The organism is Mucilaginibacter angelicae (assembly GCF_042434235.1).
Taxonomy (GTDB): domain Bacteria; phylum Bacteroidota; class Bacteroidia; order Sphingobacteriales; family Sphingobacteriaceae; genus Mucilaginibacter; species Mucilaginibacter angelicae.
Genome location: NZ_JBHLTS010000001.1, coordinates 14,803 through 40,173, shown reverse-complemented (window position 1 = coordinate 40,173; position 25,371 = coordinate 14,803). Strand labels below are relative to the sequence as shown.

General features: G+C 42.4%; 17 protein-coding genes. 6 read left to right on the top strand and 11 right to left on the bottom strand.

Annotated features, from left to right (window positions below):
- Window positions 1-146: 146 nt before the first annotated feature.
- A complete protein-coding gene (locus ACFFGT_RS00135; RefSeq protein ID WP_377020457.1) occupies window positions 147-2,570 on the bottom strand; it encodes a TonB-dependent receptor domain-containing protein in 2,424 nt (807 codons plus the stop codon).
- A 133-nt stretch (window positions 2,571-2,703) separates the two neighbouring features.
- The gene (locus tag ACFFGT_RS00130) at window positions 2,704-3,036 is read right to left on the bottom strand and encodes a DUF6249 domain-containing protein (RefSeq protein WP_377020456.1); all 333 of its coding nucleotides are present in this window, start codon (window positions 3,034-3,036) and stop codon (window positions 2,704-2,706) included.
- 125 nt (window positions 3,037-3,161) lie between these two features.
- Here ACFFGT_RS00130 and ACFFGT_RS00125 point away from each other — a divergent pair, with 125 nt between their 5' ends.
- Together ACFFGT_RS00125 and ACFFGT_RS00120 are read left to right on the top strand one after the other, a co-directional pair.
- Window positions 3,162-3,719 (top strand): RNA polymerase sigma factor, encoded by a 558-nt coding sequence (locus ACFFGT_RS00125; protein ID WP_377020455.1) that lies wholly within the window; start codon window positions 3,162-3,164, stop codon window positions 3,717-3,719.
- Window positions 3,716-4,129 (top strand): hypothetical protein, encoded by a 414-nt coding sequence (locus tag ACFFGT_RS00120; RefSeq protein WP_377020454.1) that lies wholly within the window; start codon window positions 3,716-3,718, stop codon window positions 4,127-4,129. Before ACFFGT_RS00125 ends, ACFFGT_RS00120 begins: the two co-directional genes overlap by 4 nt.
- Before the next feature lie 114 nt (window positions 4,130-4,243).
- On the opposite strand, the gene ACFFGT_RS00115 is transcribed toward ACFFGT_RS00120, so the two are convergent.
- Complete coding sequence (locus ACFFGT_RS00115) at window positions 4,244-4,831, bottom strand: C40 family peptidase (RefSeq protein ID WP_377020453.1); 588 nt, start codon at window positions 4,829-4,831, stop codon at window positions 4,244-4,246.
- Window positions 4,832-5,057: 226 nt separating this feature from the next.
- Here ACFFGT_RS00115 and ACFFGT_RS00110 point away from each other — a divergent pair, with 226 nt between their 5' ends.
- The gene (locus ACFFGT_RS00110) at window positions 5,058-7,001 is read left to right on the top strand and encodes a glycoside hydrolase family 127 protein (protein WP_377020452.1); all 1,944 of its coding nucleotides are present in this window, start codon (window positions 5,058-5,060) and stop codon (window positions 6,999-7,001) included.
- A gap of 86 nt (window positions 7,002-7,087) precedes the next feature.
- Here the strand turns inward: ACFFGT_RS00110 and ACFFGT_RS00105 are convergent, their stop codons facing one another.
- From ACFFGT_RS00105 to ACFFGT_RS00090, 4 genes are all read right to left on the bottom strand, one after another.
- Window positions 7,088-7,936: an FkbM family methyltransferase gene (locus tag ACFFGT_RS00105; RefSeq protein WP_377020451.1), complete on the bottom strand. Its 849-nt coding sequence runs from the start codon at window positions 7,934-7,936 to the stop codon at window positions 7,088-7,090.
- A 150-nt stretch (window positions 7,937-8,086) separates the two neighbouring features.
- On the bottom strand, window positions 8,087-9,010 hold the full coding sequence (locus ACFFGT_RS00100) for a helix-turn-helix domain-containing protein (protein WP_377020450.1): 924 nt from the start codon (window positions 9,008-9,010) through the stop codon (window positions 8,087-8,089).
- Window positions 9,011-9,099: 89 nt separating this feature from the next.
- On the bottom strand, window positions 9,100-9,960 hold the full coding sequence (locus tag ACFFGT_RS00095; RefSeq protein WP_377020449.1) for an SDR family NAD(P)-dependent oxidoreductase: 861 nt from the start codon (window positions 9,958-9,960) through the stop codon (window positions 9,100-9,102).
- A 145-nt stretch (window positions 9,961-10,105) separates the two neighbouring features.
- Window positions 10,106-12,526: a hypothetical protein gene (locus ACFFGT_RS00090; RefSeq protein ID WP_377020448.1), complete on the bottom strand. Its 2,421-nt coding sequence runs from the start codon at window positions 12,524-12,526 to the stop codon at window positions 10,106-10,108.
- Window positions 12,527-12,719: 193 nt separating this feature from the next.
- Between ACFFGT_RS00090 and ACFFGT_RS00085 the strand changes: the two genes are divergently transcribed.
- A complete protein-coding gene (locus tag ACFFGT_RS00085; protein ID WP_377020447.1) occupies window positions 12,720-13,337 on the top strand; it encodes an SUKH-4 family immunity protein in 618 nt (205 codons plus the stop codon).
- Window positions 13,338-13,443: 106 nt separating this feature from the next.
- Entirely contained in the window at window positions 13,444-15,060 is a 1,617-nt protein-coding gene (locus tag ACFFGT_RS00080; RefSeq protein WP_377020446.1) for a hypothetical protein, read from the top strand.
- A 41-nt stretch (window positions 15,061-15,101) separates the two neighbouring features.
- Here ACFFGT_RS00080 and ACFFGT_RS00075 read toward each other — a convergent pair whose 3' ends face one another.
- A complete protein-coding gene (locus ACFFGT_RS00075) occupies window positions 15,102-16,385 on the bottom strand; it encodes an MFS transporter (RefSeq protein ID WP_377020445.1) in 1,284 nt (427 codons plus the stop codon).
- A gap of 163 nt (window positions 16,386-16,548) precedes the next feature.
- The gene (locus ACFFGT_RS00070) at window positions 16,549-18,039 is read right to left on the bottom strand and encodes a serine hydrolase (protein WP_377020444.1); all 1,491 of its coding nucleotides are present in this window, start codon (window positions 18,037-18,039) and stop codon (window positions 16,549-16,551) included.
- Window positions 18,040-18,274: 235 nt separating this feature from the next.
- Between ACFFGT_RS00070 and ACFFGT_RS00065 the strand changes: the two genes are divergently transcribed.
- Window positions 18,275-19,663 (top strand): carboxylesterase family protein, encoded by a 1,389-nt coding sequence (locus ACFFGT_RS00065; protein ID WP_377020443.1) that lies wholly within the window; start codon window positions 18,275-18,277, stop codon window positions 19,661-19,663.
- Window positions 19,664-19,863: 200 nt separating this feature from the next.
- On the opposite strand, the gene ACFFGT_RS00060 is transcribed toward ACFFGT_RS00065, so the two are convergent.
- Window positions 19,864-21,558 (bottom strand): serine hydrolase domain-containing protein, encoded by a 1,695-nt coding sequence (locus ACFFGT_RS00060; protein WP_377020442.1) that lies wholly within the window; start codon window positions 21,556-21,558, stop codon window positions 19,864-19,866.
- 147 nt (window positions 21,559-21,705) lie between these two features.
- Window positions 21,706-25,356: an ABC transporter permease gene (locus ACFFGT_RS00055; RefSeq protein WP_377020441.1), complete on the bottom strand. Its 3,651-nt coding sequence runs from the start codon at window positions 25,354-25,356 to the stop codon at window positions 21,706-21,708.
- Window positions 25,357-25,371 lie beyond the last annotated feature (15 nt).

Genomic DNA, 25,371 nt, shown 5'->3' with positions numbered 1-25,371 from the left:
TATTCCGGGTTTAAAATACCACGTCATTACTGAAAGGCACGAAGCAATCCTATATGAGCAGAGCCGCTAAATAAATCCGCTCTGTAAAGTCGGGGATTGCTTCGTACCTCGCAATGACGACTCCTTGATATTAGGACTTCACCTTATCAATTAGCCACATCATTATTTTCAATCCCCACCCTGTTTTTATTGATCCTGTCTTTCAAGCCGCCAAAGTTATAGTTAAGGCTGATGCTGAATGACCTGTAATAGTTCATGCTCTGATAAGTTTGATTAAACTGCGGGCCAAAAGTTTTGCTTACGCTGTTACGATATTTGGTAAACGGATTTTTGATACCACCAGAGATACTGAACTTGTTTTTCACAATATCCTTATTGAAGTTGAACGCGCTGAAAAAAAAGCCATTGGTATATCCCTGTAAGCCTGTAGGGTTGCGGCTGTTCACACCCAGATCGGCATTTAGAGCCCAGCCATGAGCAAGGCGCACTACGTTTGATAGGGCAACACCATACATCAGCAGGTTATTGTTCACCATTTTTCCATCAGCTTCGCCTTGCAGCCACAGGTACATCATATTTCCGTTAATGCTCGCGTTGTAGATTTTGGTTACGGGATAGCTCAAATTGAAATTCACACCTGCACTGCTGGCCTTACCGGTATTGGCATAAGTTATTTGTGTAACCTGGGTGGCCGGGTCAAAATTAACCACCTGCAAATCGAGGTTGTTCATGAACGAATAATCAAGTCCGATATTTACCGACAGCTTTTTATTACTGCCATAACCAAACTGGATATCGTTCAATAAAACCGGCCTCAGGTTGGGGTTCCCTGTAACTTCATAATTGGGGTTTGAGCGGTCAACATAGGGGTTAAGCCTGTTGATGCCCGGTCTCCTGATCCGTTGTGAAAAGCCAAAGTTAATGCTGCTTTCGTCCTTAAATCTTTTACTTACCGAAACAGCAGGGACAACATTAAAGTAATTTTGGTCGGCTACAGATGCAGTGCTCATGAAATTGGCGCGGATCACAGTTTCTTCTACCCGAACACCGGCATTGATATTCCAGCTGTTTAGAGCCAGTTGGTACGAGTTGTAAGCGCTGAATACATTTTGGGTATTGGTAAAAGCGTTTGACTGTGCTGTATCAAACTGATATTGCCCGGTTGAATCATTTAGGGAGCGATAACTAAAATCGCTGCTGTTATTCCTGAATATCGCTTTAAGGCCGGCTTCAACATTTACTTTATTCACCGGGGTAACAAAATCAACCTGTACGGTATGTTCTTTAAATTTTTGTTTATCGCTTTGCTGAAAATCAGGGGTTGGGAAATTTACCTGGTCAAAAAATTGAACACCACCGTTTTTGGTATTAGCATTGGCACTGTACATGTATGAAAAAGTAAGCAATCTGTTTTTAATCCCTTTAAAACCCAGCTCATAATTGATACCCGCATCAATACCATGGCTGGTTGCCTTGTCATTGTTTTGAAAGGTGTATTGCTCAAGCTGGTTATTGCTTGTTAGCAGGGAGGCCTGCCCGTTATGATCAGTTGCCCGGCTGCCGTTATAGTTAAACTGGGCAGTCAATAAATTCAGGGTATCTATCTGCAGGCTTAATTCGGTACCGAAATAGGCTGTTTTATTATTTGAACGCTGGTAGCCGTTCTGCGCCAGTGTGTTACCGGCAGTATCTACTGTTTTACGGTTATTGGTTGTTTGCGGTGAATTATTAATACTCCCACCACCAAATGCCGAAATACCGAATTTACCTTTTTTAGCGGTAACAGAAGCGCCAACACCGGGGCCGCCTGTGGGCAGGCTTTCATTAATGTTTACAGACCCGCTGATGCCATCATTGATCTTTTTGCTGGTGATGATATTGATAATGCCAGCCAAACCTTCGGCATCGTATTTTGAGGGCGGGGTGGTGATCACTTCAATCCGCTCAATGGTTGATGCCGGAATGCTTTTTAAAACCGCTTTAAGGTTGCTTTCCAAACTTCCTGACGGCTTGCCGTTGATAAGTACCTTGAAGCTTGAGTTCCCTTTCATCAACAGATTATCATCCCCATCTAACGACAGGTAAGGGATTTTCCTCATCATGCTTAACACATTGTTGCCCTTACTTTCAGGATCGGCCTTCAGGTCGTAAATGATCCGATCTGCCTTTTGCCTTATGATCGGTCTTTCGGCAGTTATGGTAACCTCTCTCAGGCTGGTCATTGCATCGCTCAAATAAACTGGTTTTAGTACGAGTGTTTGCTGCTGATGTGTAAGATCAAGGGATATTGTTTTTGAACTGTAGCCAATAGCGTTGAACACCAGTGAATAGTTTGACGGTTGCACCGAGGCAAAGCTGAAAGAGCCGTCATCTTTAGTAACGGCAACCATTATGGTTTCATTAGCGGCATTTTTTAACCGTACGGTTATCAGGGGCAAAGCTGCTTTACTTACCGAATCGGCAACGGTCCCTTTTAATTGTACCAGGGTTTGGCTATAGCTATTTAGGTTATGGGCGATAAATACAGCTATCATGATGATGAGCCGTATTATGGTTTGTTTAGTTTTCATATATGTGATGGTGTTAGATTTTTTCAATAATTTTTAGGCAAAGGGGTTCCCTGAGAGTAAATTCCCCACTTTAAAATTTGATGGAACGGGCGGGCCAAACCGCCCGTTCAGTACAATAAATTAAGCTGGTTATTTAATCCTTGCGGCGGCGAAGCAGCAGGTAATAAAGCAGGAAACCTGCCGAGATGAAGATCATTTCAACCCCGTAAGGAACGGGTGAGTCTTCGGCGCTGTAAGGGATAAATTCCATTACTATAAAACCTATGCCGGCGCAAAGCAGGATGAGCCCCCATTTTAAGGCTTCGTTACCGGAACCTAACTGGGCTAAAAATTTAACGCTGTTTTCATCCAGCGGGCCTGAACTGATAATACGTTTTTTTAACCTGTAATTATAAAGGGCAAGTATGAATATGGCTATCAGTATAAAAAATACGATGATTATGATGAATGGCATTAACTGTTTCATGATATTGTTTGTTTAAGTTATTTGCTACAGTAGTCAACATATTTGTTGACCCGGTTGCAATTATTTTAAATTATTTTTTATTTCTTTTTTGCAACCGCTAAACCTTATATATTGACTACTGTAATATGTTTAATGAACAAGAGGTTGTATCCAGGATATTAAATAAAGATCTCCGGGCTTTTGAACTGCTGGTAAAGCAGTATGAAAAGCTGGTTTTCTTTGTGATAAACCGCCTGGTGCAAGACCGGCAAAACAAAGAAGATATATGCCAGGAAGTTTTTATCAAGATCCACCAAAGCCTGCACCGCTTTGAGTTTCAGTCAAAACTATCAACCTGGATAGCCCGTATAGCTTATTTAACTGCTGTAAACTATTTAAAAAAGAACAAAAACAATTCCCCCTCCGAATATCCTGAAAATATAGATAATTATCATTTTACAGATGAAACCCCGGAGCAGGAACTGATAAAAAAGAATACCGCGGCTTATGTTAACCTGCTTATTGAACAAATGCCGCATCAATATAAAACAGTGTTGACGCTGTACCACCTCAATGAGTTTTCATGTGCCGAGATTGAGGAGATCACCGGCATCCCCGAAGGAACGGTTAAAAGCCACCTTTTCAGGGCACGAAAATTATTGAAAGAGAAAATTGAAAAAGACCTTAAGAAAGAGAATATATGAAAGAGCTGGATGACGACGAATTACAGGAACTATTGAACAATGGCCTGGTTCCGGATAACAAAACACTTTCCGAAGATGACAGGGGCGATCTGCTTGCTTATCAAAACTTATTTACCACGCTTGGCACCGAGCCCGAACGAGGCCTGCCTATGAGTTTCGCAGCAAACGTAAGGCGAAAATTGCAGGAACAGATTAACCGTAAAAGCGACCTGCGCTTTAATTTAATTGCACTATCAATATTTGTGGTGGGATTAACGCTCGCTTATGGTCTGCTTTCTGTCATTAGCCCGGAAAGCGGCGATATGTTTCTAAATGCTGTTATCAGCTTTAAATGGTTGTTGGGAATTCTTATTGTAGGTTTCATCGCGTTTCTTTTTATCGATCAGCGATTGGTGAAAAGAAGTTATTGAACAAAATGCAATGATGTAGAGACGCATAATTGCACCTCTGAAAATACAGGGCAGACCTGCATGTTTGATAATCTGCAAACGGGAGATGCAATTATGCGTCTCTACATAGAAATATTAACGGGCTTCTTCTATTGCATCAGGAGCTGCATCTTCTTCCTCTATATTTTGAGGCTCTTCCTTAAACACGCGAATGGTTTTAATATACCTGCGCTGGTAACGATCATTCATGGCCGTTTCTGTAACGCCATTTTCATCGCCCGATGTAGAATGGATAAATACCAAAGGTTCGCCAGGCTGTGATATCACTATACCGATATGGCCTGCGCTGCGGTAATTATGGCTTTTGGTTCCGGTAAACAATATCAGATCGCCAAATTTGGCATCTTTAATATCAATACCCTTAACCGGTGCAAAATCCGAAGAGCTGCGGGGGATGGAAATACCGAAATGCGTGAAAACATAGTTAACAAAGCCGGAGCAATCAAACCCCTTTTCGGGATTGGTTGATCCGTACCTGTACCTGATGCCTTTAAGGGTTTGGGCAAACTCAACCAGTTCGGCAGGTGTAACATCGCCTGTTTCGTAATTGGCCTCGATTTCGGCATAATGCTGCCTCAGCCGCGAATGGCTATGCAACTTTACCGTTTTATTTGCTTTATGTTTTTTTGCTGCGTGAAGTACGGCAGGTTTTACCGGCTTCATAAGTGATAGACAAGCTACAAGGAGGAGTTTGGAACCAACTACAAAATGCATGTTGTAATGATAGGTAAAAAATTCCACGGATAGTAATCAAAATGTAAAAAAGATGGTAGAGGTCTGATACTATTATTTCAATTGCTTCATCAAAAAAATCAAATGTGTGTTAAAATAACAATTATTAAAAACATTGCTTAATTTAGTACGGCTAACCCGATTATAATACCCAACCATGATAACCAGGAAGATAACTCACCGTTTTTTAACGCTGATTTCAATATTAGTTTGCTTTTCTGTGCCCTTTCAAACGCAGGCCCAAACCCCTCTACATTCATTTCCGCTTCAGCAGGTTACGTTATTACCCGGTGTATTTAAAGATGCCCAGTTAACAGATAAGACCTACATGCTGGCTTTGGATCCAGACCGGCTGCTGGCCCCATATTTTACCGAAGCCGGCCTTAAGCCCAAAAAGAAAAGCTATGAAAACTGGGAAAACACAGGGTTGGACGGCCACATTGGCGGGCATTACTTGTCGGCCCTGTCATTTATGTATGCATCCACCCACGATCCGGAATTAAACAGGCGGTTGGATTATATGCTGGCCCAGCTAAAACGTTGCCAGGATAAAACAGGGAGCGGCTACCTTGGCGGCACGCCGGGCGGAACAGCAATGTGGAAGGATATTGCCGCAGGTAAAATTGAAGCCGATACCTTTTCGCTTAATAAAAAATGGGTGCCCCTTTATAATATCCACAAGCTTTTTGCCGGCCTGCGGGATGCCTACCTGATTGCCGGTAAAAGTGAAGCAAAAGAAATACTGATACGGTTAACAGACTATATCTACAGCGTTTCGCTCAAATTGAGTGACGAGCAAATCCAAACCATGCTGATTTCAGAACAGGGTGGCCTAAACGAAGTTTTTGCCGATGTATCGGTTATAACCGGGCAGGACAAATACCTAAGCCTGGCCCGGAGGTTCTCGCATAAAGCAATCTTAAACCCATTGATCCAGGGCAATGACCAGCTTAATGGCTTGCATGCCAATATGCAGATTCCCAAAGCTGTAGGCTTTCAGCGGATCTCGGAAGTGGGTGGCGATGCCGATTATAGCAAGGCTGCACAGTTTTTTTGGGAAACTGTGGTAAATAACCGTTCGGTTGTAATAGGAGGCAACAGTGTAAATGAGCATTTTAACCCAAAGGGCAACTTCACAAAAATGATCACAGATATTGCCGGGCCCGAAACCTGCAACTCCTACAATATGCTTAAACTAACCCGCCATCTTTTTGAAAAGGCCGCAGATGTTAAGTATATGGATTTTTACGAGCGGACGCTGTATAACCATATCCTTTCGAGCCAGCACCCGGTACACGGCGGTTTTGTTTATTACACTTCAATGCGCCCACGGCATTACCGGGTTTACTCGCAGCCCCAGTTAGATATGTGGTGCTGCGTTGGCTCCGGAATGGAAAACCATGGTAAGTATGGCGAACTCATTTACAGCTATCAGCAAAAAAACCTTTATGTAAACCTGTTTATTGCATCCCGGTTAAACTGGGTTGCACAAGGGCTGGTGCTTTCTCAAAAAACCAAATTTCCGGACGAGGAAACTACAAAACTTTTAGTTGAGGCGGTGAAGCCCGGTAAGTTCGATATCAATATCCGCTACCCTCATTGGGTAAAGGCCGGTAAGCTTCAAATAAAAATCAACGGCAGCAAAATACCTGTTGAAGCCCAGCCAGGCTCATATGTAAAGCTTAACCGGTTATGGAAAAAAGGCGATGAAATTGAAGTCCGTTTACCAATGGAGTTGAGCACGGAAGCACTGCCAGACAGCTCACACTATGTAGCATTTTTACATGGGCCTATTGTGTTGGCAGCAAAAACGGATACTACCGATCTTGATAATTTAATTGCCGATGGCGATCAGTTTGGCGGCTACCGCGCCAGGGGGAAATTGTATCCTTTAGAGTCGGCACCGGTACTGGCAAGCAACCAGGCTAATCTCGAAAGCTACCTGAAACCTGTGGCCGGGAAGCCTCAAACCTTTATGGCACCTGAGCTGATCAGTCCGGCAAACTTCAAGGGTCTGGAACTAATCCCTTTTTACAAATTACATGATGCCCGGTACATGATCTATTGGCACCAGGGTAATCTGAAAAGTACGGGAAATTAGTTACTAAACTTTTTGTTGAGCATTGCTCAAAGCACGGGGAAAGAATTCACTAAATTCTTTCCCCGTTTAATTATAAGCCTATCGGGTTAGGCGTTAGGGATACAAAAAATATATCCGCTTTGTATTTTGCCGGCATCTTCCAATAGCTCACAGCCTACATAGCTTATCTGGTACAAGGTATAATCCATAGCCTGTAAAAATTGATAACATGCGCTAACTTCATGGCCTGCGTGTTGCCAACCGGGAGCATCGTATTCAAAAATGATGCGGGGCTTGTGCTTTTGAATGGTTTGCCGCAAGCCCTGTAGCGCGGGATATTCAAATCCTTCCACATCAATTTTAATCAGCTGTAATGATTCCAGTTGCTGCACCTCCGGTAGATTATCGCCTATCTTTATAGTCACCAGCTGCTTTTCATTGCCATCACTTTTATTCCCGAGGCTAAAAGTGCCCTGGTTCCAGGCGGTTTTATTTATGGCAAACTCGGTTTCCGACTCTTCGTTCGATAAGGCATAAGGGATTAAAACAACATTGTCAACCCGGTTAAGCTGCATGTTTTTCCTGAACTTTTCCTGCAGATGAGCAAGCGGTTCAAAGGCCAGCACCTTGCCCGTGTTCCCGGCGCACTGAGACATGCGGATACTTTGCAGGCCAAAATTGGCACCGATATCCAGCGCGTTACCGCCGTTTTTTAAGGAGATTCGCATTAGTTTATTGATCTCCTCCTCGTAGGTTCCCGTTCCGAGGATGGTGAGCTCAATGAAATTATCGGCCGAGGTATATATAGCTATATCTTCGTCTGTTAACCAGGTTATGCCTTTTGTTAACGAGGCTTTCAGCTGATCAGACGGTTTAAAAATGCTTGATAAACGCTCCTTGCCTGGAAACCGCCAGCTGCGTGTGAAGTTTAATTTTATACGATCGGTGCGTTTCATTTATTTTTTCTTCGCTCTGCTATCCTTTTAGATGCCCCTCTTTACGTTGTTACAACTGATTTTGTTTTGCAACGAAACCTACAAAGCGAAAGCAAAATAGCAGCTAAAGATGCATATAAAAAATAAAGAGCGAAAACAGATTGATGTCCGTTAATTAAAAGACCGCCTGAATTGGAGCGGGGAAAGATTGGTTTTTGTTTTGAATAATTTGCTGAACGATTGCGGGTGTTCAAAGCCCAGCTCATAGGCAACTTCACTTACAGATAAGCTGGTGGTAGATAGCTTTTCTTTCGCTTTTTCAATGAGTTTATTGTGAATGTGCTGCTGGGCATTTTGCCCTGTAAGCGAACGCAGCATATCACTTAAATAACTTGCTGAAATATTCAGCTTTTCGGAAAGATATTGAACGGTGGGGATTCCCTGGCTTAAGGATCTTTCACCTGTAAAATATTCGTCTAAAATTTCTTCCAGCTTTTGAAGCAAGTGATTGCTTGCAGCTTTGCGGGTAATAAACTGGCGTTTGTAAAAGCGATTGGCATAATTAAGCAACAACTCAATTTGCGAAATAATAACATCCTGGCTAAAATCATCTATCCTGCTGTTGAGCTCCTCTTCAATGATCTTAAAGATGGAAATAATGGTTGTTCTTTCTTTATCAGACAGGTGCAATGCCTCATTGGCCGAATAGGAAAAAAAGCCATATTGTTTGATCTTTTTTGCTAAGGGATAATTCCACAAAAAATCCGGGTGGATGAGCAAAGTATACAGGGAGCATTCGCGTTCATTACTATCGTTATTGCCGCCAATAACCTGGTTGGGAGAAGCAAACAAAAGACCGCCTTCGTCAAAGTCATAATAATCCTGCCCGTATTTTATTTTCGGACTAAATTTGGGCCGGTATGAAATTTTATAAAAACTAAGCACATGCGAGCCGGGAGGCCTGCTTGTTACATTTTGGTTATCCGCACTATTTATCAAACTGATCAAAGGGTGCAAGGGCTTGGGCAAGCCTAACGCACGATGCGCATCCGATAGCGACTCAAATTTATGAGGACTGTTTTCTTCTCTTTTCATTTTGAAAACTTAATGCAATGATAACCGATAATATGTTTAAATATCGGTTATCATTGGTCAATTACCAAGATTTCCCTTGCTTGGCGAGCTTACTTTGATTTCCCCTGAGCGGCATTTGAAACAGCTTCCCACTCTTCCCACATCGCCAATCGTTCGGCATAGGCGGCACGTACCCATGGCAAATTATTACTGCCGAGAAAGAACCGCAGCGGTGGATTTTCCGCATCCACAATTTTGAAGATGGCTTCCGGCGTTGCCTCCGGATCACCCCTTTCCGAGGTTTTTAACCGCTCAACAAACTGTGCTTTAAAATCCGTATAGATGTCCATACCGGCTGCAAACTTCAATGATTCCTGGCTTCCAAACTCGGTAGCATAAGCGCCGGGCTCTATGATGGTCACTTTAATACCAAATAGCGCTACCTCTGCAGCCAGGCTTTCGTGAATTGCCTCGAAGGCCCATTTTGACGAACAGTAATAACCGATCACCGGCAATGTCACATGCCCAAGCCCGCTTGATGTGCCCAGGATATGGCCTCCACCCTGCGCCCGTAGCAAGGGCAAAGCCGTCTGGATAACCGCAAGTGTACCGAAGATATTCGTCTCATACATCGCTCTCACTTCATCGGCATTGGCTTCTTCAATAGTGCCTACCAATGAATAGCCTGCATTATTAAGCACGATATCGAGCCTGCCGAAATGAGCGTGTGCCTGCTCCACTGCCCTCTTTGCCTGGTCGGGGTTGGTCACATCGAGTTCCAGAGTCAGCACGTTTTCACCATACTTTTCTTTAAGGTCGGCAATGCTTTCCAATTTGCGTGCCGTAGCGGCAACCTTGTCGCCCCGTTTCAATGCAGCATCGGCCCAAACCCGTCCGAAACCGCGGGAAGCGCCTGTAATAAACCATACTTTGTTAGTTGTGCCTTTTAAGCTATCATTTTGATGTTCCATAATTTTATATTTTGAATACACCAAAGGTCGGCAGATGCCATTCCCGGTTTGTAGCCTAACTGAGGGAGTTTGTAGTTGAAATGAGAATTTAGGGTAACACTGAAAGTTTGTCGGGTTTTAACATACAGCTATGATGTTGCATCTGTCAAAAAACCTTTTCGATATGCGTCAATTTACCGTTTGAACTTAATCCTTCTACCACCAGTTTAAACTTTTTGGCCAGATCATTATTATAAAATTGGATGATATATTCTTTCGTTTTACCATCAAAAATGATATTAGGGTTCCAATATAGAGTTTTCCGAGTATCCGGTACCTCAAGGTTCACTACTGTTGCATATTGGGGCGAATAGAATGTCATGACCGGTGTATATCCCCTAAGGGTAACATATTGATCATCCCGGTTATTAAAATCGTACCCCTTCCCTTTTTTGGTATAAACAGCAATGACTCCACCATACGCACCAAAAATGCCACCCATAGCCGGGTCATACACCTTGACATAGGCGAACTCTGCCATGCTGATGTTGCGGATATCGTATGCGGAACTTCTTTGATTATTAAGAAAGAAAGTAACAGGAATATTCCTCCATTGTACGGTTGGATTAAGCGAAATTGCATTTGATATTTCCAGGCCGGGTATCTTTCCTAAAAAGTATTGAAACAAGGAGACAAAAATTAAAGCCCTTTTATCATTTCCGATGTTAAAATTTCGGGAGATACCACCGCTGAAGAGTCCAGAAGTATACGTTTCATCAACTTTTTGATTTTCAGTTATGGCTTTAGCAGTAACTTTTACTTCTTTCAATGCCTTAACATTGCCATGTGAGCGGTACTCAACAGGTATGGCTGATAAATTTCTATTACTGTCGGCCAGTTGGGATTGTTCATTTTGAGGCTCATAATTTAAATATTGAACACTATCTATCAGCCCGTTACTTAATGGCACCTGATACAGTGCTGCTTGTATGGATTTATCAGGCAGCCGGAAATATAATTTAGCATCTCCATAAAATATAAGGCCATCTTTAAAAAAAGCCCCCGACCTATCCATTTTAAGCGGTACCAAAACAGAACTTGAATCGGCTGCCTGAACAATGACGTTCATATTTACCTCCGAAAACCCGTTGGGTGATTTTGCACCAGTACTTACCTTTCCGTTTATAGTCAAATAATTGTGATCAATAAGTGAACTGATCTTTTGTTTTTGAACTGTGTCTGCCCAGTCATACTTTCTCCAGCCATGCGTCAGCATTACCAGATCCAGCTCTCCAGATACCTTTTCACTGCTGCTCAAAAAATAATAGTAAGGGTTGATTATTTTACCCCGCAGATCCCCGGTTAAAAGCAGGCTTGAAATGATATTGTCACTCCAGGATGAATGATTGCACCAATTGTAATCTGATACCGATACCGAAATATTTGACCTAAGCGTATCTTTTACGGATAACCTGATCTTATTAAGCCCGCGCTTTCGTTTATCTATCGTTATAAATTGTGTATCTACCTCAAAGGCATAGTTCATATTATTTACAAAAGTTAGCCGCCCGGCTATTGGAATTCGGTTTGCATTCAACAATTTTATTTCCATAATGCCTGTTGGCAGGCCTTTCAGCGGGATGACACCATTTGCGGCTTCATTTTGGGCGAGGTTAATTTTTGCTTCGTAAACTGGTTCTCCCTCAATCGTTGCTATGATAGCGAGGTCTTTATTATTCTCCTCAACGGATTTTGTCCGGTATACGAAAAACTTTTTTCCGTCCTTCACATCATTAACGTGTATTGCCACGCCCTGTTCTTTTCTCTGCGGAAGCATGGCACTGTGTTGTACTCCATCAGCTGTTTTCCATTCGGCAATGTAATCTTTACCCGCTTCCGGAATCATGGTCATACTTCCCATTCCGTCATGATGCGTTTCAAAGTTAACAAGCACTTTATCTTCACATTTTACTACACCCGAAATATTTACAGGCATATCGTTATTATCAGTGAAGCTAAAGGCTACAAGTGAAGGAAGCCCATTTATCCAGTCACCGCCTTCGGGCAAAAAATGCGGATTTGCAATAGTGGAATCCTGTGTGTTTTTAGGACTATCATGAGTTATGGCTATCCTTTTAACAAATCCATTTCCAGCTGTTTCCTTCAAAAGTTCGGCAGTATAAGCACGGCAATACACATCTTTCAAGTCACTATTAGCGGGTAAAATAATGCTACCGGAAGCTGTAGATTCAAAAATCGGGGCAGTAAGCCGTTGTTGCATCCGTCTATCCCCGGTATAAACTTCGAGATAAAAATTTTTAGATACCGCTTTTCTATTCCCCCCTTCAACTATGTAAGCTTTGAACCAAACGGTATCACCCGGTGCATAATTGTCCCTGTCGAAATGAAGGTATACTTTGCTAATTTTTTGATGGATAGTAACATCGGATATTTTTAAATCACCAACCTGCGCAAAACAGGAATGAGTGATAAGGATAATAACAGCAATACATTTGAGGCCACAGCACACGATGTATTTTTGACTTATTTTAAAGATCCTGTACCTGGAAAAAATAAGTAATATCATGAGCAACAGAATTATTATCTATCTAATATATTGATATATACTGACAAAAGATTGGTTGTTATATGGTATATATTTTCGATAGTCTTTATCCCAGCTTATTGAACTAATTTAAGCCTGAATGGATCAACAGGTTTTACCTCTCTTGAATCAATAAAATAATTACCTATAATTGTGACATACCTATCAACATAAAATGACACCTCAGGAATTTCAAAATAGCTGGACAAACACAGGCGAACCTCTTTCGCCTTTAAGCAAATCACGTCTTGAAAAATTTGATTTACAAAAAGCCACTTTTGACTTTCTCCACATAGCGGGACTACCAGCCTATTGCGAGCCCAACCTGTCTTTTGCAAACGATACAGACGACATTTTTTATAGTATTCATAAGCTGACGGATCTATATGATTACCTGACAGAAGAATATGAGCCCGAAGACAACCAACCGGCCTTCGATAAATATATTGTTATTGGCTCCTGCCGTGACGGCGACGTTATTGCCATAGATACGGGCGACAATGACAAAATTGTTGAGCTTGACCATGAGGATTCATTCAGCTCCATGTATTTTAACAGTTCGATAGCGGCCCTGGCCAACTTTTTAATCCTCTACCGCGATTTTGAAGCAGAAGTATTGCAGGATAAAGACCCGGATGACAATTTCCAATGCTATAATTTCACAGATGAACAGATTGAGCGGCTTATAAATAACATGTATGCGGTGGATAGCAAGGCAATAACAGAACACGGGTTTTGGAAAGATGAGCTGGAAATAATGTATTCTCTCAGGCAGGAGAAATTTCCTGCTTAGGCGAAACACTATACCTATCTGTTGCCCAGTGCTCTCTATGATGCTCACCCCTGCACCTTTTCCTTTCGTTGATAAATCGTGACATAATACCTATCTTCATTGTGTTATGAAATATTGCCTTATCACCCTGATTTCCTTTATCATTCTGTTAAACAACAGTTATGCTCAATCTCCCTCTGGTGCCATTGACAGCCTTATCAAATACGGGGTTATAACAAGCAAAGAGAGGCCTGTACTGGAAAGGGAGCTCAAAGATAGGGGGCATTTTTCTAATCAGGTCGCAATCCTCGCCGGTTTAGAAAGCATCATGTTACAAAAAAAATTTCATGTAAATCCGCACAAAACCGGTATCATGATTTCTTACAGTGGCAATTACCCTAAAAAAACGCAACGGGATAGTGCTAACAGATCGCTTAACTTATTGCTGACAAAAATCAATAAAGCGGGTTTGCTCACTAACAGGGTTTATAACTATACGCGCGAAAGCATAGATAGCAGCCGGTTTATGGTTGAACTACAGCTAATTGGGGCTTTGGCTGAAATGAGCGCACGTTTGGAATTACTGGCGCCCCAAAGATTATTGCCAATAGCAGAACAACTGCATAAAAATGGCATTGTCAATGATTCATCGTTTTTACGATTGGAAAATGATATCCGGGAACGTAAAATCGAATCGATATCGCAGTTGAGCGAATATTGGCAATTGAGCAAGACAATCAATATTGATAAATACCCCAACGACCTACATCTTTTATTAGAACAAATTCATCGTGACATTGCATCAATATTACCGGGACTGAATTTTACAGACTTTAGCTATACCGAAACCCCGGACACTTCTTTATCAATAGGAAAAATACCAGCAACAAGGTTCAAGATCAGTTTTAACTGCAACGGGCGAGTCTATAAACATACATTTGTTTCTCTCTTTTACAAAAACAGAGAGGGCAAAATCCATTTTTCAAACATTGAACTTGGAGTTTTTCATCGTATATTTAATAAGGTCTTGGCTGATCAGCAATCACCATTGCGACTGAACAGTGTCATTTTTAGCCGACCCTACGTAGCAGACAACGACTCCCAATATACAACCACTATCGCACTGCGTGGGGAACAAGCCGAAGTATTTATGACGGACCCCACTCTTTCTTACATGATAGTAGGTATGGAGAACTACGACAACACGCTAACATCTGCAAAAATTGATAGCACTATAGCAACTTGGAAAAAAATCGGCCTGTTCGCGCATCTTACGAAAGCACAAATTGATACCGCTACGGATAATGCTATTGCAGACGACTGGTTTTCGATGAACAGATTGCTGACAAATTTTCCTGGGATAATTTATCGTTCAGACTCCGCGTGGATGGATCCCCGCCACCCTTATGCTAATTTGTTAAAACACCTTGGCAGGATCACGCATGGGGTATTTACCCCTACTAACATCAGCCAGAAAAAAGTAAAAGGTAACACAGAGTTAAAATACTCATATAGGGGAAAAGTTCATTCACATATCTTTAATATGGCGAATGGTTGGCTTGATACCAAATTTCCCAAATTGCTGAAAAGCCTGAGCATGGAAAATAATTTACCCGGCAAATTTTATCAGCTTGATTTTGATGATGTAATTTACCTCACCCAACAACAGTATGATTATATTGTAAAAAATAATTTGCTGGAAATAGCAGAAGTAACTTCGGGGAAAATTAAGCAACGCCATTAAACTCCCGGTATTATTGAAGTAACCAGTTCATATATCCCCGCTTACTCCACCTGCTCCTTCATCAGTTTTTTAGCCCCCAGCAAAGCCAACAAAGTAACTATTGCCGCTACCGTTAAGTAATAACCCACATAAGCAAGCCCATATTTATGCGCCAATGTGGTTGCCAGATATGGAGTAAGCGATGCGCCCAAAATACCAGCCAGGGTAAAGGCCAGCGAAGCACCGGTGTAACGTACCGCTGCCGGAAAAATACCCGCAAGCGCGGTGCCTATCGGCCCATAGGTAAGCCCCATCAGGAACATGCCTATCGACAAAAATATAGCCGTTATGGTTAAACTGCCTGTAGTAAACAAAGGAGCAAAAACAAGTCCAAAGGCAATAATGCACAAAGTTGCCACAATCAGCATGCGGTTGCGCCCATATTTATCTGCCAGTACTGCTGATAGCGGGATCCCTAAACCAAAAGCCAGCATCGATATCATTTGAATGATCAGGAACGAGCTTTTAGGATAATGCAGCGCCGTAGTGCCCCAGCTTAGGGTAAATACCGTCATTAAGTAAAACAGCAGGAAGGTAGTAATGGTTACCAGTGTACCTAAGGTAATGGCAGCGGTATGTTTTACAAAAACGTCGGCAAAAGGCACTTTTGATCGTTCTTCGTTATTGACCATCTTCATAAACTCAGGCGTTTCGGATATTTTTAACCGCACATAAAGGCCAACCCAAACCAGCAGTGCGCTTGCGATGAAAGGTACACGCCAGCCATAGCTTATGAAATTATCTTCGCTCATGGTTTTGCTTAAGATAAAGAAAGTACTACTGGATAACAGGAAACCAATAGGCGCCCCTAACTGTGGAAACATCCCATACCAGGCTTTTTTATGTGCCGGGGCATTTTCGGTTGCCAGCAATACTGCGCCACCCCATTCGCCGCCGAGGCCAAGGCCTTGCCCGAAACGGAACAGGGCAAGCAATATAGGTGCGGCTATACCAATGGAAGCATAACCAGGCAAAAGCCCGATAGCAACGGTTGATGGCCCCATGGTTAATAATGCTGCAACCAGCGTGGCTTTGCGCCCCTTCCGGTCGCCAAAATGCCCGAATATTGCAGCCCCCAAAGGTCGGGCAAAAAAGGCCAGTGCAAATGTAGCCAGTGATTCCAAGGTAGCCGAAGTGGGATCGGCAGATGGGAAAAATAACTTAGGAAATACCAGCACCGCAGCGGTGGCATATATGTAAAAATCAAAAAACTCGATGGTAGTACCGATGAGGCTTGCAGTAAGGATTCGGCTAACCGGGTTCCCGGCGGCAGGTTGCTGGTTCATAGCCTCAAACATATCAAATTTGAGCGAATGCGCAAATTGCAAGCTACTTATGAAAGCCTCAATTTTTTTAATTCGGGGCTTTCATTTTTCAAATAGGTGCAACAAGGCTAATCCGAACCAATAATGCGCGATTTGCAGTTTTTGAAATGTACTACAAATCAAACTATTTGTCGGCAAGTGCCTGGATCCTGTTAGCCGCATGTTTGTTTTGCGGATCCAGTGCCAGCGACTTCTTATAGTTAACAAGCGCTTCCGCACGGTTATCCGTTGCTTCAAGCGTTTCGGCCAGGCTATCATAGGCGTTTGCACTTTGCGGATACAGGACCACGTTTAGCTTGAAGATTGACAACGCAGCCTGTGCGTTTTTTTGGCTCAAAAGCTGATAGCCCCAGCCATTAAGCTCATTTTCACTTAGGCTGAAAGACGGGTCTTTCTTTTTCAGTTGTGCGGTAACGGGGATAGCTTTGTCAAAACCCTGCTTCAACAGCGCGGCCCTTAACGTTTTCAGATTTTTTGGTAAGCCAAAACCATTGGCTTCATGCATTTCGGGGATGTAGTAACCTGCAATTTCATCGATAAACTGGTCCGGGTTGCCTTGCAATAAATTGGTAAGCACTACGATGGAGAGATCATCCTTTAAGTATACAAACAGGGCCGATCTTCCGCCGCCTACAGGGCCAACTGCAGGGTGTTCCTCACGGGTTACGGTTGGCCAGCCCAGTGCATAACCATTGGTTAACCGGTTGAAGCCTCCAATATTGCCATTATTGAGTATAGCCGGGCTCCATAGCAAATCTATGCTGGATGGCTGCTTTAAAAGCATTCCGCTTTTTAAGGCAATGATCCAGTTAGCCATATCGGTAGCTGTGGATTGGATCCCGGCAGCAGTTCTGAAAAACACCGGGAATTGCATGTAAGCCTGGCCGGGTGTGCTGTTTCGCACAAAACCGTCGCCTTGCTGCCTCGTCATGGTATAAGCACCTGCATAGTTGGGGATCACATCATATGAATCGCCAAAGCGGGTTAATTTCATTTCCGCTACTTTAAACTGCCGCTCTTCAATAAAGCGGGTAAAGTGCATACCGCTTAGCCTGGTAATGATCTGTCCCAGCAACACATAACCGGTTTGATTATAACGGAATTTTTCTCCCGGTTTAAATTCAATGGGCAGGGCCTTTACCTTTCGCATAGCTTCCTGCTCATCGTTATGTCCTATTACCTGCTCTTCGGCATCCATCACATCAGGCAGCCCCGAGGTATGGGTCAGTACTTGTTGTAAGGTGATATTTTTCCATGTATCCGGCAGGCTATCCAGGTACTGTGATAAATGGTCGGTGATTTTCAGCTTGTGCTCTTCGGCCAGTTGCATTACGGCTACGCCAACAAAAGCTTTGGTGATAGAATTGACAGAAAACACGGTTTCGCCAGATGCTTTAATATTGTATTCCAGGTTAGCAACGCCAAAAGTAGTGTCCTTGATAATTTTACCACCGCGTACAACTGCAATCTGCATGGCCGGAATATGGCGCTGCCGCATTTTATTTTTCAAAAAAGTATCTATGCTGTCGGAAGTGGAAAGTTGCTGTGCTTTAACAGGTGCAGCCATCAGGCCAAGTTGAATAAGAAAAAGTGATGTAAAAGCTTTAAGTTTCATTTAGCTAAAAATAGTCGATATGGTTTAAGATGCTAAAGTATGCATCTGGTTACACAGCGCCCATTATTTATTATGTTATACAAACTTTTAATTTACACTGCATTTGATAAGCTTATTATTCAATCGTTTAATTTTATAAATTACATATAGATCCAACAAATCAACTTTAATAAGAATAGACAATATTGCAGGCAATGCCCCGTTGAAATTGGCAGATAAATAAACAAAGGAAACAATGAATAAAATCCTGTACACTTTGTTAATTGTTTTTTTGGGCATAACCACTGCTTTCGGTATCTGGAACGTCATACTAACGGATCAAACAGGGGCCGAAATTTATAAACTGAACTCCTATACAGCATGGTTTTTATGGGGGAATATTACCGCAATTGCAGGGTCAATATTGCTGCTGAAGTATTATCTCCATAACAACTACCGGCCCGTCTTTTTAACAGGAGTCATTGCAGTTATAGCAAACACCGGCTATGTTGCCGTTTGTTATATTAACTTAATTTCAGGAGGGCTAAGAAGTTATTACATGCCCGCGCTGGCTTTTTATCTATGTGCCATTATTGTATACACCGTAAGCCTTATATTTTCAAACCTGCAAAAAAGGTATTGGTTAAGGCTTGCCGGAGTTTGCGGGTTGATCGTTACCCTGGTTGTAGCATTGGCATCTATTGGGAGTGCTTATTCTAAAGATGTGAGGATTATCGGCATGTTACAAAAAATCATCCGTGGAGGGTCGATAGCCTCGTGCATGATTAATGCTATGTTTATTATGAATTTCCTGGATGAGATCACAAGACTAAAAAACGAAAATGCCAATGTGCGCGGGAAGAAATATTTAGAACCTTTATTGGGGCTGTCTGCGGTAGTTGCTGTTGTAATGATGATAACAATAGGAACATCATTGGCGCATGAAGGTGGTTCGCAACCAGATTGGCAAAATTATAATGCTGAACAAGCGCAAGTGCTGGTTAAGTTAGCGGGCGGGGACCGAACCTTTGTTGATAGCGACGGAGACAGTTTGCATTATATTTTAATAAAACCGCAGAATTACGATCGGCAAAAAAAGTATCCATTAGTTGTATGCCTGCCTTATGGTGGTTACGAAGCCTCGGCGGCCGAGTCATTAGCCGGCATTGACGGAAACACACACCCTGCATTTATTTTTGTGCCCTATTGCCCGAAAGGTGCGGGCTGGGGAGGTATTTCCGGGACCGCTTCACTGGAATCATTAGTTTATGAAGCCATTAGCGGACTAAATGAGCCGGGAATAGATATAAAAAGACGCTATGTAACTGGCGTATCACGTGGTGGATATGGAACCTGGCAATTTATTTGTACGCGGCCTGATCTGTTTGCCGCAGCCATACCAATATGTGGAGGCGGCGACCCTGAATTGGCATCAAAAATTGTGAATATGCCTATATGGGCCTTCCATGGTGCAAAAGACAGGAACGTGCCGGTCAGTGGCTCGCGGGATATGATTTCGGCCATAAAAAAAGCTGGCGGGCACCCACGGTATACAGAGTACGCCGACCGCGCGCACAACATTTGGGACAAAGTTATTGAAACACCGGGCTTATGGGATTGGCTTTTTGCCCAGAAACGGGAGTAATAAAATTTACAGTTTAGCCCTGGTAGTTTTATCCAGACATATCAAAACAAGAAGCCTCAAATCGTTTGACTTGAGGCTTCTTGTTTTAAAGCTGTGAGGCCCGACTCAAAATATCGAGGATTCGGAACCCTTAAATAATTTATTCTAATGAATTTTGATGTATAATTCCATTATCAATGTATCCGAATTTAATATTGCCTTTAATTATCTGTTTTAATTTTAACAAATTTCAAATGCATTACCCTCCAGCTATTCACCTCAAAACCTGTAACTTTATTTGATTTATTCCGCGTTACCACAAGGTGTTTCATATACCAGGTGTCATTAATTAGATGATCTGATCCAAATAGTGTCAGCCTCTCATCGTTGTATTTGCTGTTTGTCAAATAAAGCTGATGATCTTTTAATATAATCTTATAGGTACACTCAAGCTCCGTATTATTATAAGTACCAGTGTATTCCAACATGCTTTTATCATCAGCCTTAAGTTGATTGGGGATCCTTGTAAAATGAAGCGTATCATTTGATATATTCAGGCTTACGTTTGGGGAATCTCCTTTTTTATCGAAAATCAGCTTAATCTGGGGTACGTAAAACATTGAATAAGTATGCTCAGATTCTCTTGCCATCAGGTTATCATTTGTCCCGATACGCAGATATAAACTATCATTTTTAAGTCTTAGGCTTGTTACGGTATTCATTTCATCGCTAAAATAACTCCCCGATTGCGCTTTCAGGAAAAGTAGCTCTGTTGCCGGTATTTTTACATTTCTTGTCTTTTCTTCTGCCGGCCTTACTAAACCTGTTCTTTCAGAAATTATCATATCCGCAATTTGGCTTGCTTTTTCCTGGGCATTTATCTCACTCAAATTACTTAAAACGATGATGCCCGTCTTCAACTCAGGAAAAACAATAACTGATGTACGAAACCCCGCATCTGCTCCATTATGGCTAAATTGCTTCCAACCTTTATACTTTTCAGATAAAATTCCTGACGCATATCCTAATTCTGTGCCATCATTTAATTTAGCTTTTTGAGTAAGTTGTAATATGGCCTGTTGATTGCCAATTTTAGTGTCATAAAAATTCATAACCCATTTTGCCAGGTCAGGAATATTTGACAAAAGACTGGTGGCGCCCACTGTAGAATAACTCAAAATACTATTGCTAAACCGTGTACCATCTTTTCTGTCATAAGAGTATGCCCTGTTTCCTTCTATTTCAGTATAGTCGTCATGAAAATGAGTTTGGGTCATTTTCAAAGGTTTAAATATCGCAGAATCTGTAAATTTCCTAAGCGACTGACCGGATACGGACTTCACAATTTCTGCCAGTAAAGTGTACCCGCTGTTTGAGTACATAAATTTTTCGCCCGGGATAAAATTAAGTGCCTGCTGCTTACTTAAAACCTTTATAATGTGTTCCTGCGTGATCACATCGTCGATCCTGGTTCCCGAAATGCCGAGAAGCTGCCATTGGTCACGTATTCCGCTTGTATGGTTCAAAAGATTACGAATAGTTATTTTCTGCTTAAGGTTTGGGAACCAGGAAAGATATTTACGAATATCATCGTCCAGGTTGAGTTTACCCTGTTGAGCCAGCAAAATAATAGCATAGGCGGTAAACTGTTTAGACACCGATGCCAAATGATAAACAGTTTGCGGCGAATTGGATATAGCATATTCCAAATTTGCCATACCATACCCTTTGGAAAAAATAAGTGAGTCGTTTCTGACAACGCCCACTGCACATCCCGGGCTTTGAGTTTTGTCCCAGTTATAAAAAAGAGAGTTGATCTTTTTTACAACCGGCCCGGGCAGAGCCTGAGCCCATAATTTAGTTCTACTCGTTAAAATCAGAGCAAAGAAAAGTCCAAATAAGCGTGCTTTAAGCATTTTACGTGAATAGGCTGATTATAGGTTAGTGCAGCTGCCGGATGGCGACTAAAGTAAATGTAATAAAAAAAGCCTCAAATCTGTCGGTTTGAGGCTTTCATTTTTTTGTTGAGGGAGCAGGACTCCGGTTGATGTTCCTGTTAACTGCTATTCGCTCCTCAAACTCGTCACAGGGTTAGCCAGCGCCGCTTTTACAGCCCTGTAGCCTACGCATGTCCAGGCAACGGCTACTGATGCCAATATCGCCACCATAAATATATCCGGGCCAATAGTAATTCTATAGGTGAAATCCTGCAGCCATTGATGCATGAAATAGTAGCCGATTGGAGCAGATATTACAAATGCGATAACGATAAGCACTGTAAATTCTTTAGAGAACAGGTACACAATATGGCCAACCGAGGCTCCTAAAGTTTTACGGATGCCCACTTCTTTAGTGCGTTGTAAAGCCATAAAGGCTACAAGGCCATACAAGCCAAGGCATGAAATGAATATGGCTATACCCGCAAATATTTTATAAAGCGTGGATAATTCGTCTTCGCTTTTATAAAAATCAGCGATCGTTTTATCAAGAAATTGATATTCATACACACCCGCCGGATAAGTTTTGTTCCACAAAGTTTCAACACTTGCAAGTGTGCGGCTCACGTTTTGAGGCTGAATTTTGATGTTCAACTTTGAATATTGTGCCTTCCATGGGCCCATCAATACCGGCGGAATAGCACCTCGCAGCGAGCCTATATTGAAATCCTTCACAACGCCTGTTACCCGCGCATTCAAATTTGCATTGTTCCATAGCATAATGTATTTGCCTATGATCTGTTTTGGATCAGTAATACCAAGTTTATGCATCAAAGTTTCATTGACAACATAACCTGATATGGTATCCGTTTTATTGTATGGACCGCCGGCTACAAATTGAATATTGTATAACCTGAAATAGTTGGCGTCGGCCCATTTCAGGCATGCGCCAAAGTCAACCTGTTTGGCCGCATTATTGAATTTAAAGTCACTAAACCAACCGCCATTATCAGATGGAGCGGATAGACTAATACTTACATCTTTTATTCCCGGTTGCTGTAAAAGCTCATCTTTCAATGCATTCACCCTTGTCCTGCTGGTGCTATCCCCGGGGAAAGGAACAGTGATCACAGCATCTTTATTAAAGCCAAGCGATTTGTTTCTAAAATAATTCATCTGGTAAATCAATACCAGTGTCCCGATCACCAGGAACTGTGCTATGCAGAACTGCACCACAACCAACACCCTGCGCAATGAGATCCCGCTCACGCGTCCGGCGTTGATCTTATTCTTCAATGCTTCTATCGGGTTAAATCCTGATAGCACAAGTGCCGGGTAAAATCCGGCCAAAATGGTAACTCCGATAACCACTCCTGCTAAAAACAAGATCACCATAGGGTCCCCCAGGAAACTGCCGCTCAGCCGGATCTCCAGCAGCCTATTCAACATTGGTAAAGTCACCAATGAAATTATTGAAGCAAGTATAACGGCAAATAAAGTAATGATCAAAGTTTCGCTGATGAATTGCAGCAACAATTGGTAACGCTTACTGCCTAAAACTTTGCGTATGCCAACCTCTTTTGATCGGTTTACAGCCTGGGCAGTAGCCAGGTTGATAAAGTTAACGCAGGCAATAACCAGCAGGAACAAACCAATCAAACTGATAACATTGATCAGTTGCTTGCTGAACTGGTGACCACCGTACACACCCACATCGGTATTAAAATGCATGTCTTTCAATGCCTGTAATTGAAAGATCTCATTTTTATTGTAAGGCGCCGGTACATGCTTTTTTGCGAAGGCTGCAAGGTCGGCATTAAACCGCTTTTCGTTGATACCAGCCGGTAAAATAATATAACAATTTCTGTCACTGAAAGTACTTACCCAATCCTGTGCATTGCCGCTAAGGTCCCCTCCTTTTCCGATAAGGGAGACCCATGACACGGCCAGTTTCATCTGGAAATCGGTATTGGCCGGAGTATTTTCAAAGATCCCGGTCACTTTTAAATCGCGTTTGTTTTCGTACCGCACTATTTTCCCCATAGCTGTGTGCCAATCGCCGAAAAATTTACCAGCTTCGTCTCGCGATAGTACAATAGTGTTAGGGTCTGCCAAAGCGGTATTTTTATCTCCTGCCAGCCACTTAAAATCAAAAATCTGAAAGAACCAGGGATCAGCATAATATGCCAGATCTTCTTTAAACTTCTTCACTGCACCACCTTTGCTCCCATCACCCACAGCATAGTGCGAACCATCGTTCAGCATAATGCTGGATAACTGCTTTATTTGTGGGAAATCAAGCTTCAAACCTTCAGTTAAAGGCAATGGCGTTCCGGGGCCGGCGTGTGTTCCGTCTGGGCCACTGTTTACCGTTACAACACGATAGATCCGGTCTTTATTAGTATGAAAATTGTCAAAGCTTGTTTCAAACTGAACAACCAGGAATATGAGCAGGCAGGCTGCAATACCTATTGCCAAACCAGTAATATTGATAGTGGCATAGCTTTTATTGCGCATGAGGTTACGCCAGGCGATTTTGAAGTAATTTTTGAACATAAAATTGCGATTTGATTTCTTGGCGGTCCAACTCGGAGCCGTTTCCTGGTACGAAATTACCGTCGCAAAACGGGGCGAGCGCCCCAGGTTATAATTTGGTCGCTCTTTTTTCAGTTCAAGTTTATATTCTGCCGGGCTTTTCCCGCTCATTTGTTTAAAAGTACGGTTAAAGGTGGTTTTTGAATTAAAGCCAGATTCAAATGCTATGCCGAGCAGTGTTATGTGGGCATAAGCAGGATCCTGCATTCTCCGGGCCACCTCGGCCACACGATATTCATTAATGAAATCATTAAAGCTTTTTTTGAGCACCGTATTAATTATCCGGGATAATTCATGGGTAGTTAGCTCAAGCTTTTCGGCCAGCGAGCTTAAACTTAGCTCCGGATCCTGGTAATACCGGTTTGTTTTCAGTTCCCTCTTCAGCCAAAGAGCCTTTAGCTTTATCTCCGCCGGAGGCGCTGGTTTGAAAAACGAAGGTGCAACTAAGGGCAAGCCAACATCAGGCCTTAAAAAAGTGATAGCCGCCGTCCGTATGACCAGTATCGCTAAAAGAAGATACAGGGGATAATAGGCATGGATATTTAACTGATAGTGATAATAAAAATAATCTGTGGCAGCAAAGAGCATCCAGCACAGCCATAGAAGACCGAAACCGATTAGCAGGTGGTGCAGCCATCTCATTTCGTACCGGTCGCCATTATTAAATTTCAACCGCCGGTAAAACTTTTCTATCAGCCTGTGTGACGCATACAGGTAGCTGATGACCGAGATAAACGCCAGCAACTGCAATGCTGGGTTAAACCGGTGAAAGGTCGGTGTATCATAGGTAGCTGCACCCGTGCTGATACTTTCTTTGATCGCCAGTGCCTGAGCGCACAATTCAACCAATAACGGAATGAAATGCAGCAGATCCCTAAATCGGAGTTTATATTTAGGATGGGTCAATTTAAGTACGTAAAAGAAAATCAGGGGGCCAAATCCCAGCGAAAATTGTAGCGGCAGCAGGCTCCAGTGGGGCATATAGGCTTCCAGATGGATATCAATAGCCAATATGCGGGCTATATACAAAACGATAGTGAGCAGTGCCATGGCAAAAAATTTGTTCGCTGCCCCGCTTATTCTTTTGGTGAACCATAAAAGCACGGCAAAGCCCATCCCCAGGAAAATAACTCCTAAAAAGGCCAGGTCGTAGGCATTGATATGGAACGTATAAGTTTTCAATCAGTTGAAATGGAT

Excerpts from the sequence above, each read along its gene's own strand:
- ACFFGT_RS00110 (WP_377020452.1), top strand. The coding sequence starts at position 5,058 with ATGATAACCAGGAAGATAACTCACCGTTTTTTAACGCTGATTTCAATA.
- ACFFGT_RS00135 (WP_377020457.1), bottom strand. The coding sequence starts at position 2,570 with ATGAAAACTAAACAAACCATAATACGGCTCATCATCATGATAGCTGTA.
- ACFFGT_RS00075 (WP_377020445.1), bottom strand. The coding sequence starts at position 16,385 with ATGAACCAGCAACCTGCCGCCGGGAACCCGGTTAGCCGAATCCTTACT.
- ACFFGT_RS00085 (WP_377020447.1), top strand. The coding sequence starts at position 12,720 with ATGACACCTCAGGAATTTCAAAATAGCTGGACAAACACAGGCGAACCT.
- ACFFGT_RS00080 (WP_377020446.1), top strand. The coding sequence starts at position 13,444 with ATGAAATATTGCCTTATCACCCTGATTTCCTTTATCATTCTGTTAAAC.
- ACFFGT_RS00065 (WP_377020443.1), top strand. The coding sequence starts at position 18,275 with ATGAATAAAATCCTGTACACTTTGTTAATTGTTTTTTTGGGCATAACC.
- ACFFGT_RS00095 (WP_377020449.1), bottom strand. The coding sequence starts at position 9,960 with ATGGAACATCAAAATGATAGCTTAAAAGGCACAACTAACAAAGTATGG.
- ACFFGT_RS00060 (WP_377020442.1), bottom strand. The coding sequence starts at position 21,558 with ATGCTTAAAGCACGCTTATTTGGACTTTTCTTTGCTCTGATTTTAACG.
- ACFFGT_RS00115 (WP_377020453.1), bottom strand. The coding sequence starts at position 4,831 with ATGAAGCCGGTAAAACCTGCCGTACTTCACGCAGCAAAAAAACATAAA.
- ACFFGT_RS00100 (WP_377020450.1), bottom strand. The coding sequence starts at position 9,010 with ATGAAAAGAGAAGAAAACAGTCCTCATAAATTTGAGTCGCTATCGGAT.
- ACFFGT_RS00070 (WP_377020444.1), bottom strand. The coding sequence starts at position 18,039 with ATGAAACTTAAAGCTTTTACATCACTTTTTCTTATTCAACTTGGCCTG.
- ACFFGT_RS00105 (WP_377020451.1), bottom strand. The coding sequence starts at position 7,936 with ATGAAACGCACCGATCGTATAAAATTAAACTTCACACGCAGCTGGCGG.
- ACFFGT_RS00120 (WP_377020454.1), top strand. The coding sequence starts at position 3,716 with ATGAAAGAGCTGGATGACGACGAATTACAGGAACTATTGAACAATGGC.
- ACFFGT_RS00125 (WP_377020455.1), top strand. The coding sequence starts at position 3,162 with ATGTTTAATGAACAAGAGGTTGTATCCAGGATATTAAATAAAGATCTC.
- ACFFGT_RS00090 (WP_377020448.1), bottom strand. The coding sequence starts at position 12,526 with ATGATATTACTTATTTTTTCCAGGTACAGGATCTTTAAAATAAGTCAA.
- ACFFGT_RS00130 (WP_377020456.1), bottom strand. The coding sequence starts at position 3,036 with ATGAAACAGTTAATGCCATTCATCATAATCATCGTATTTTTTATACTG.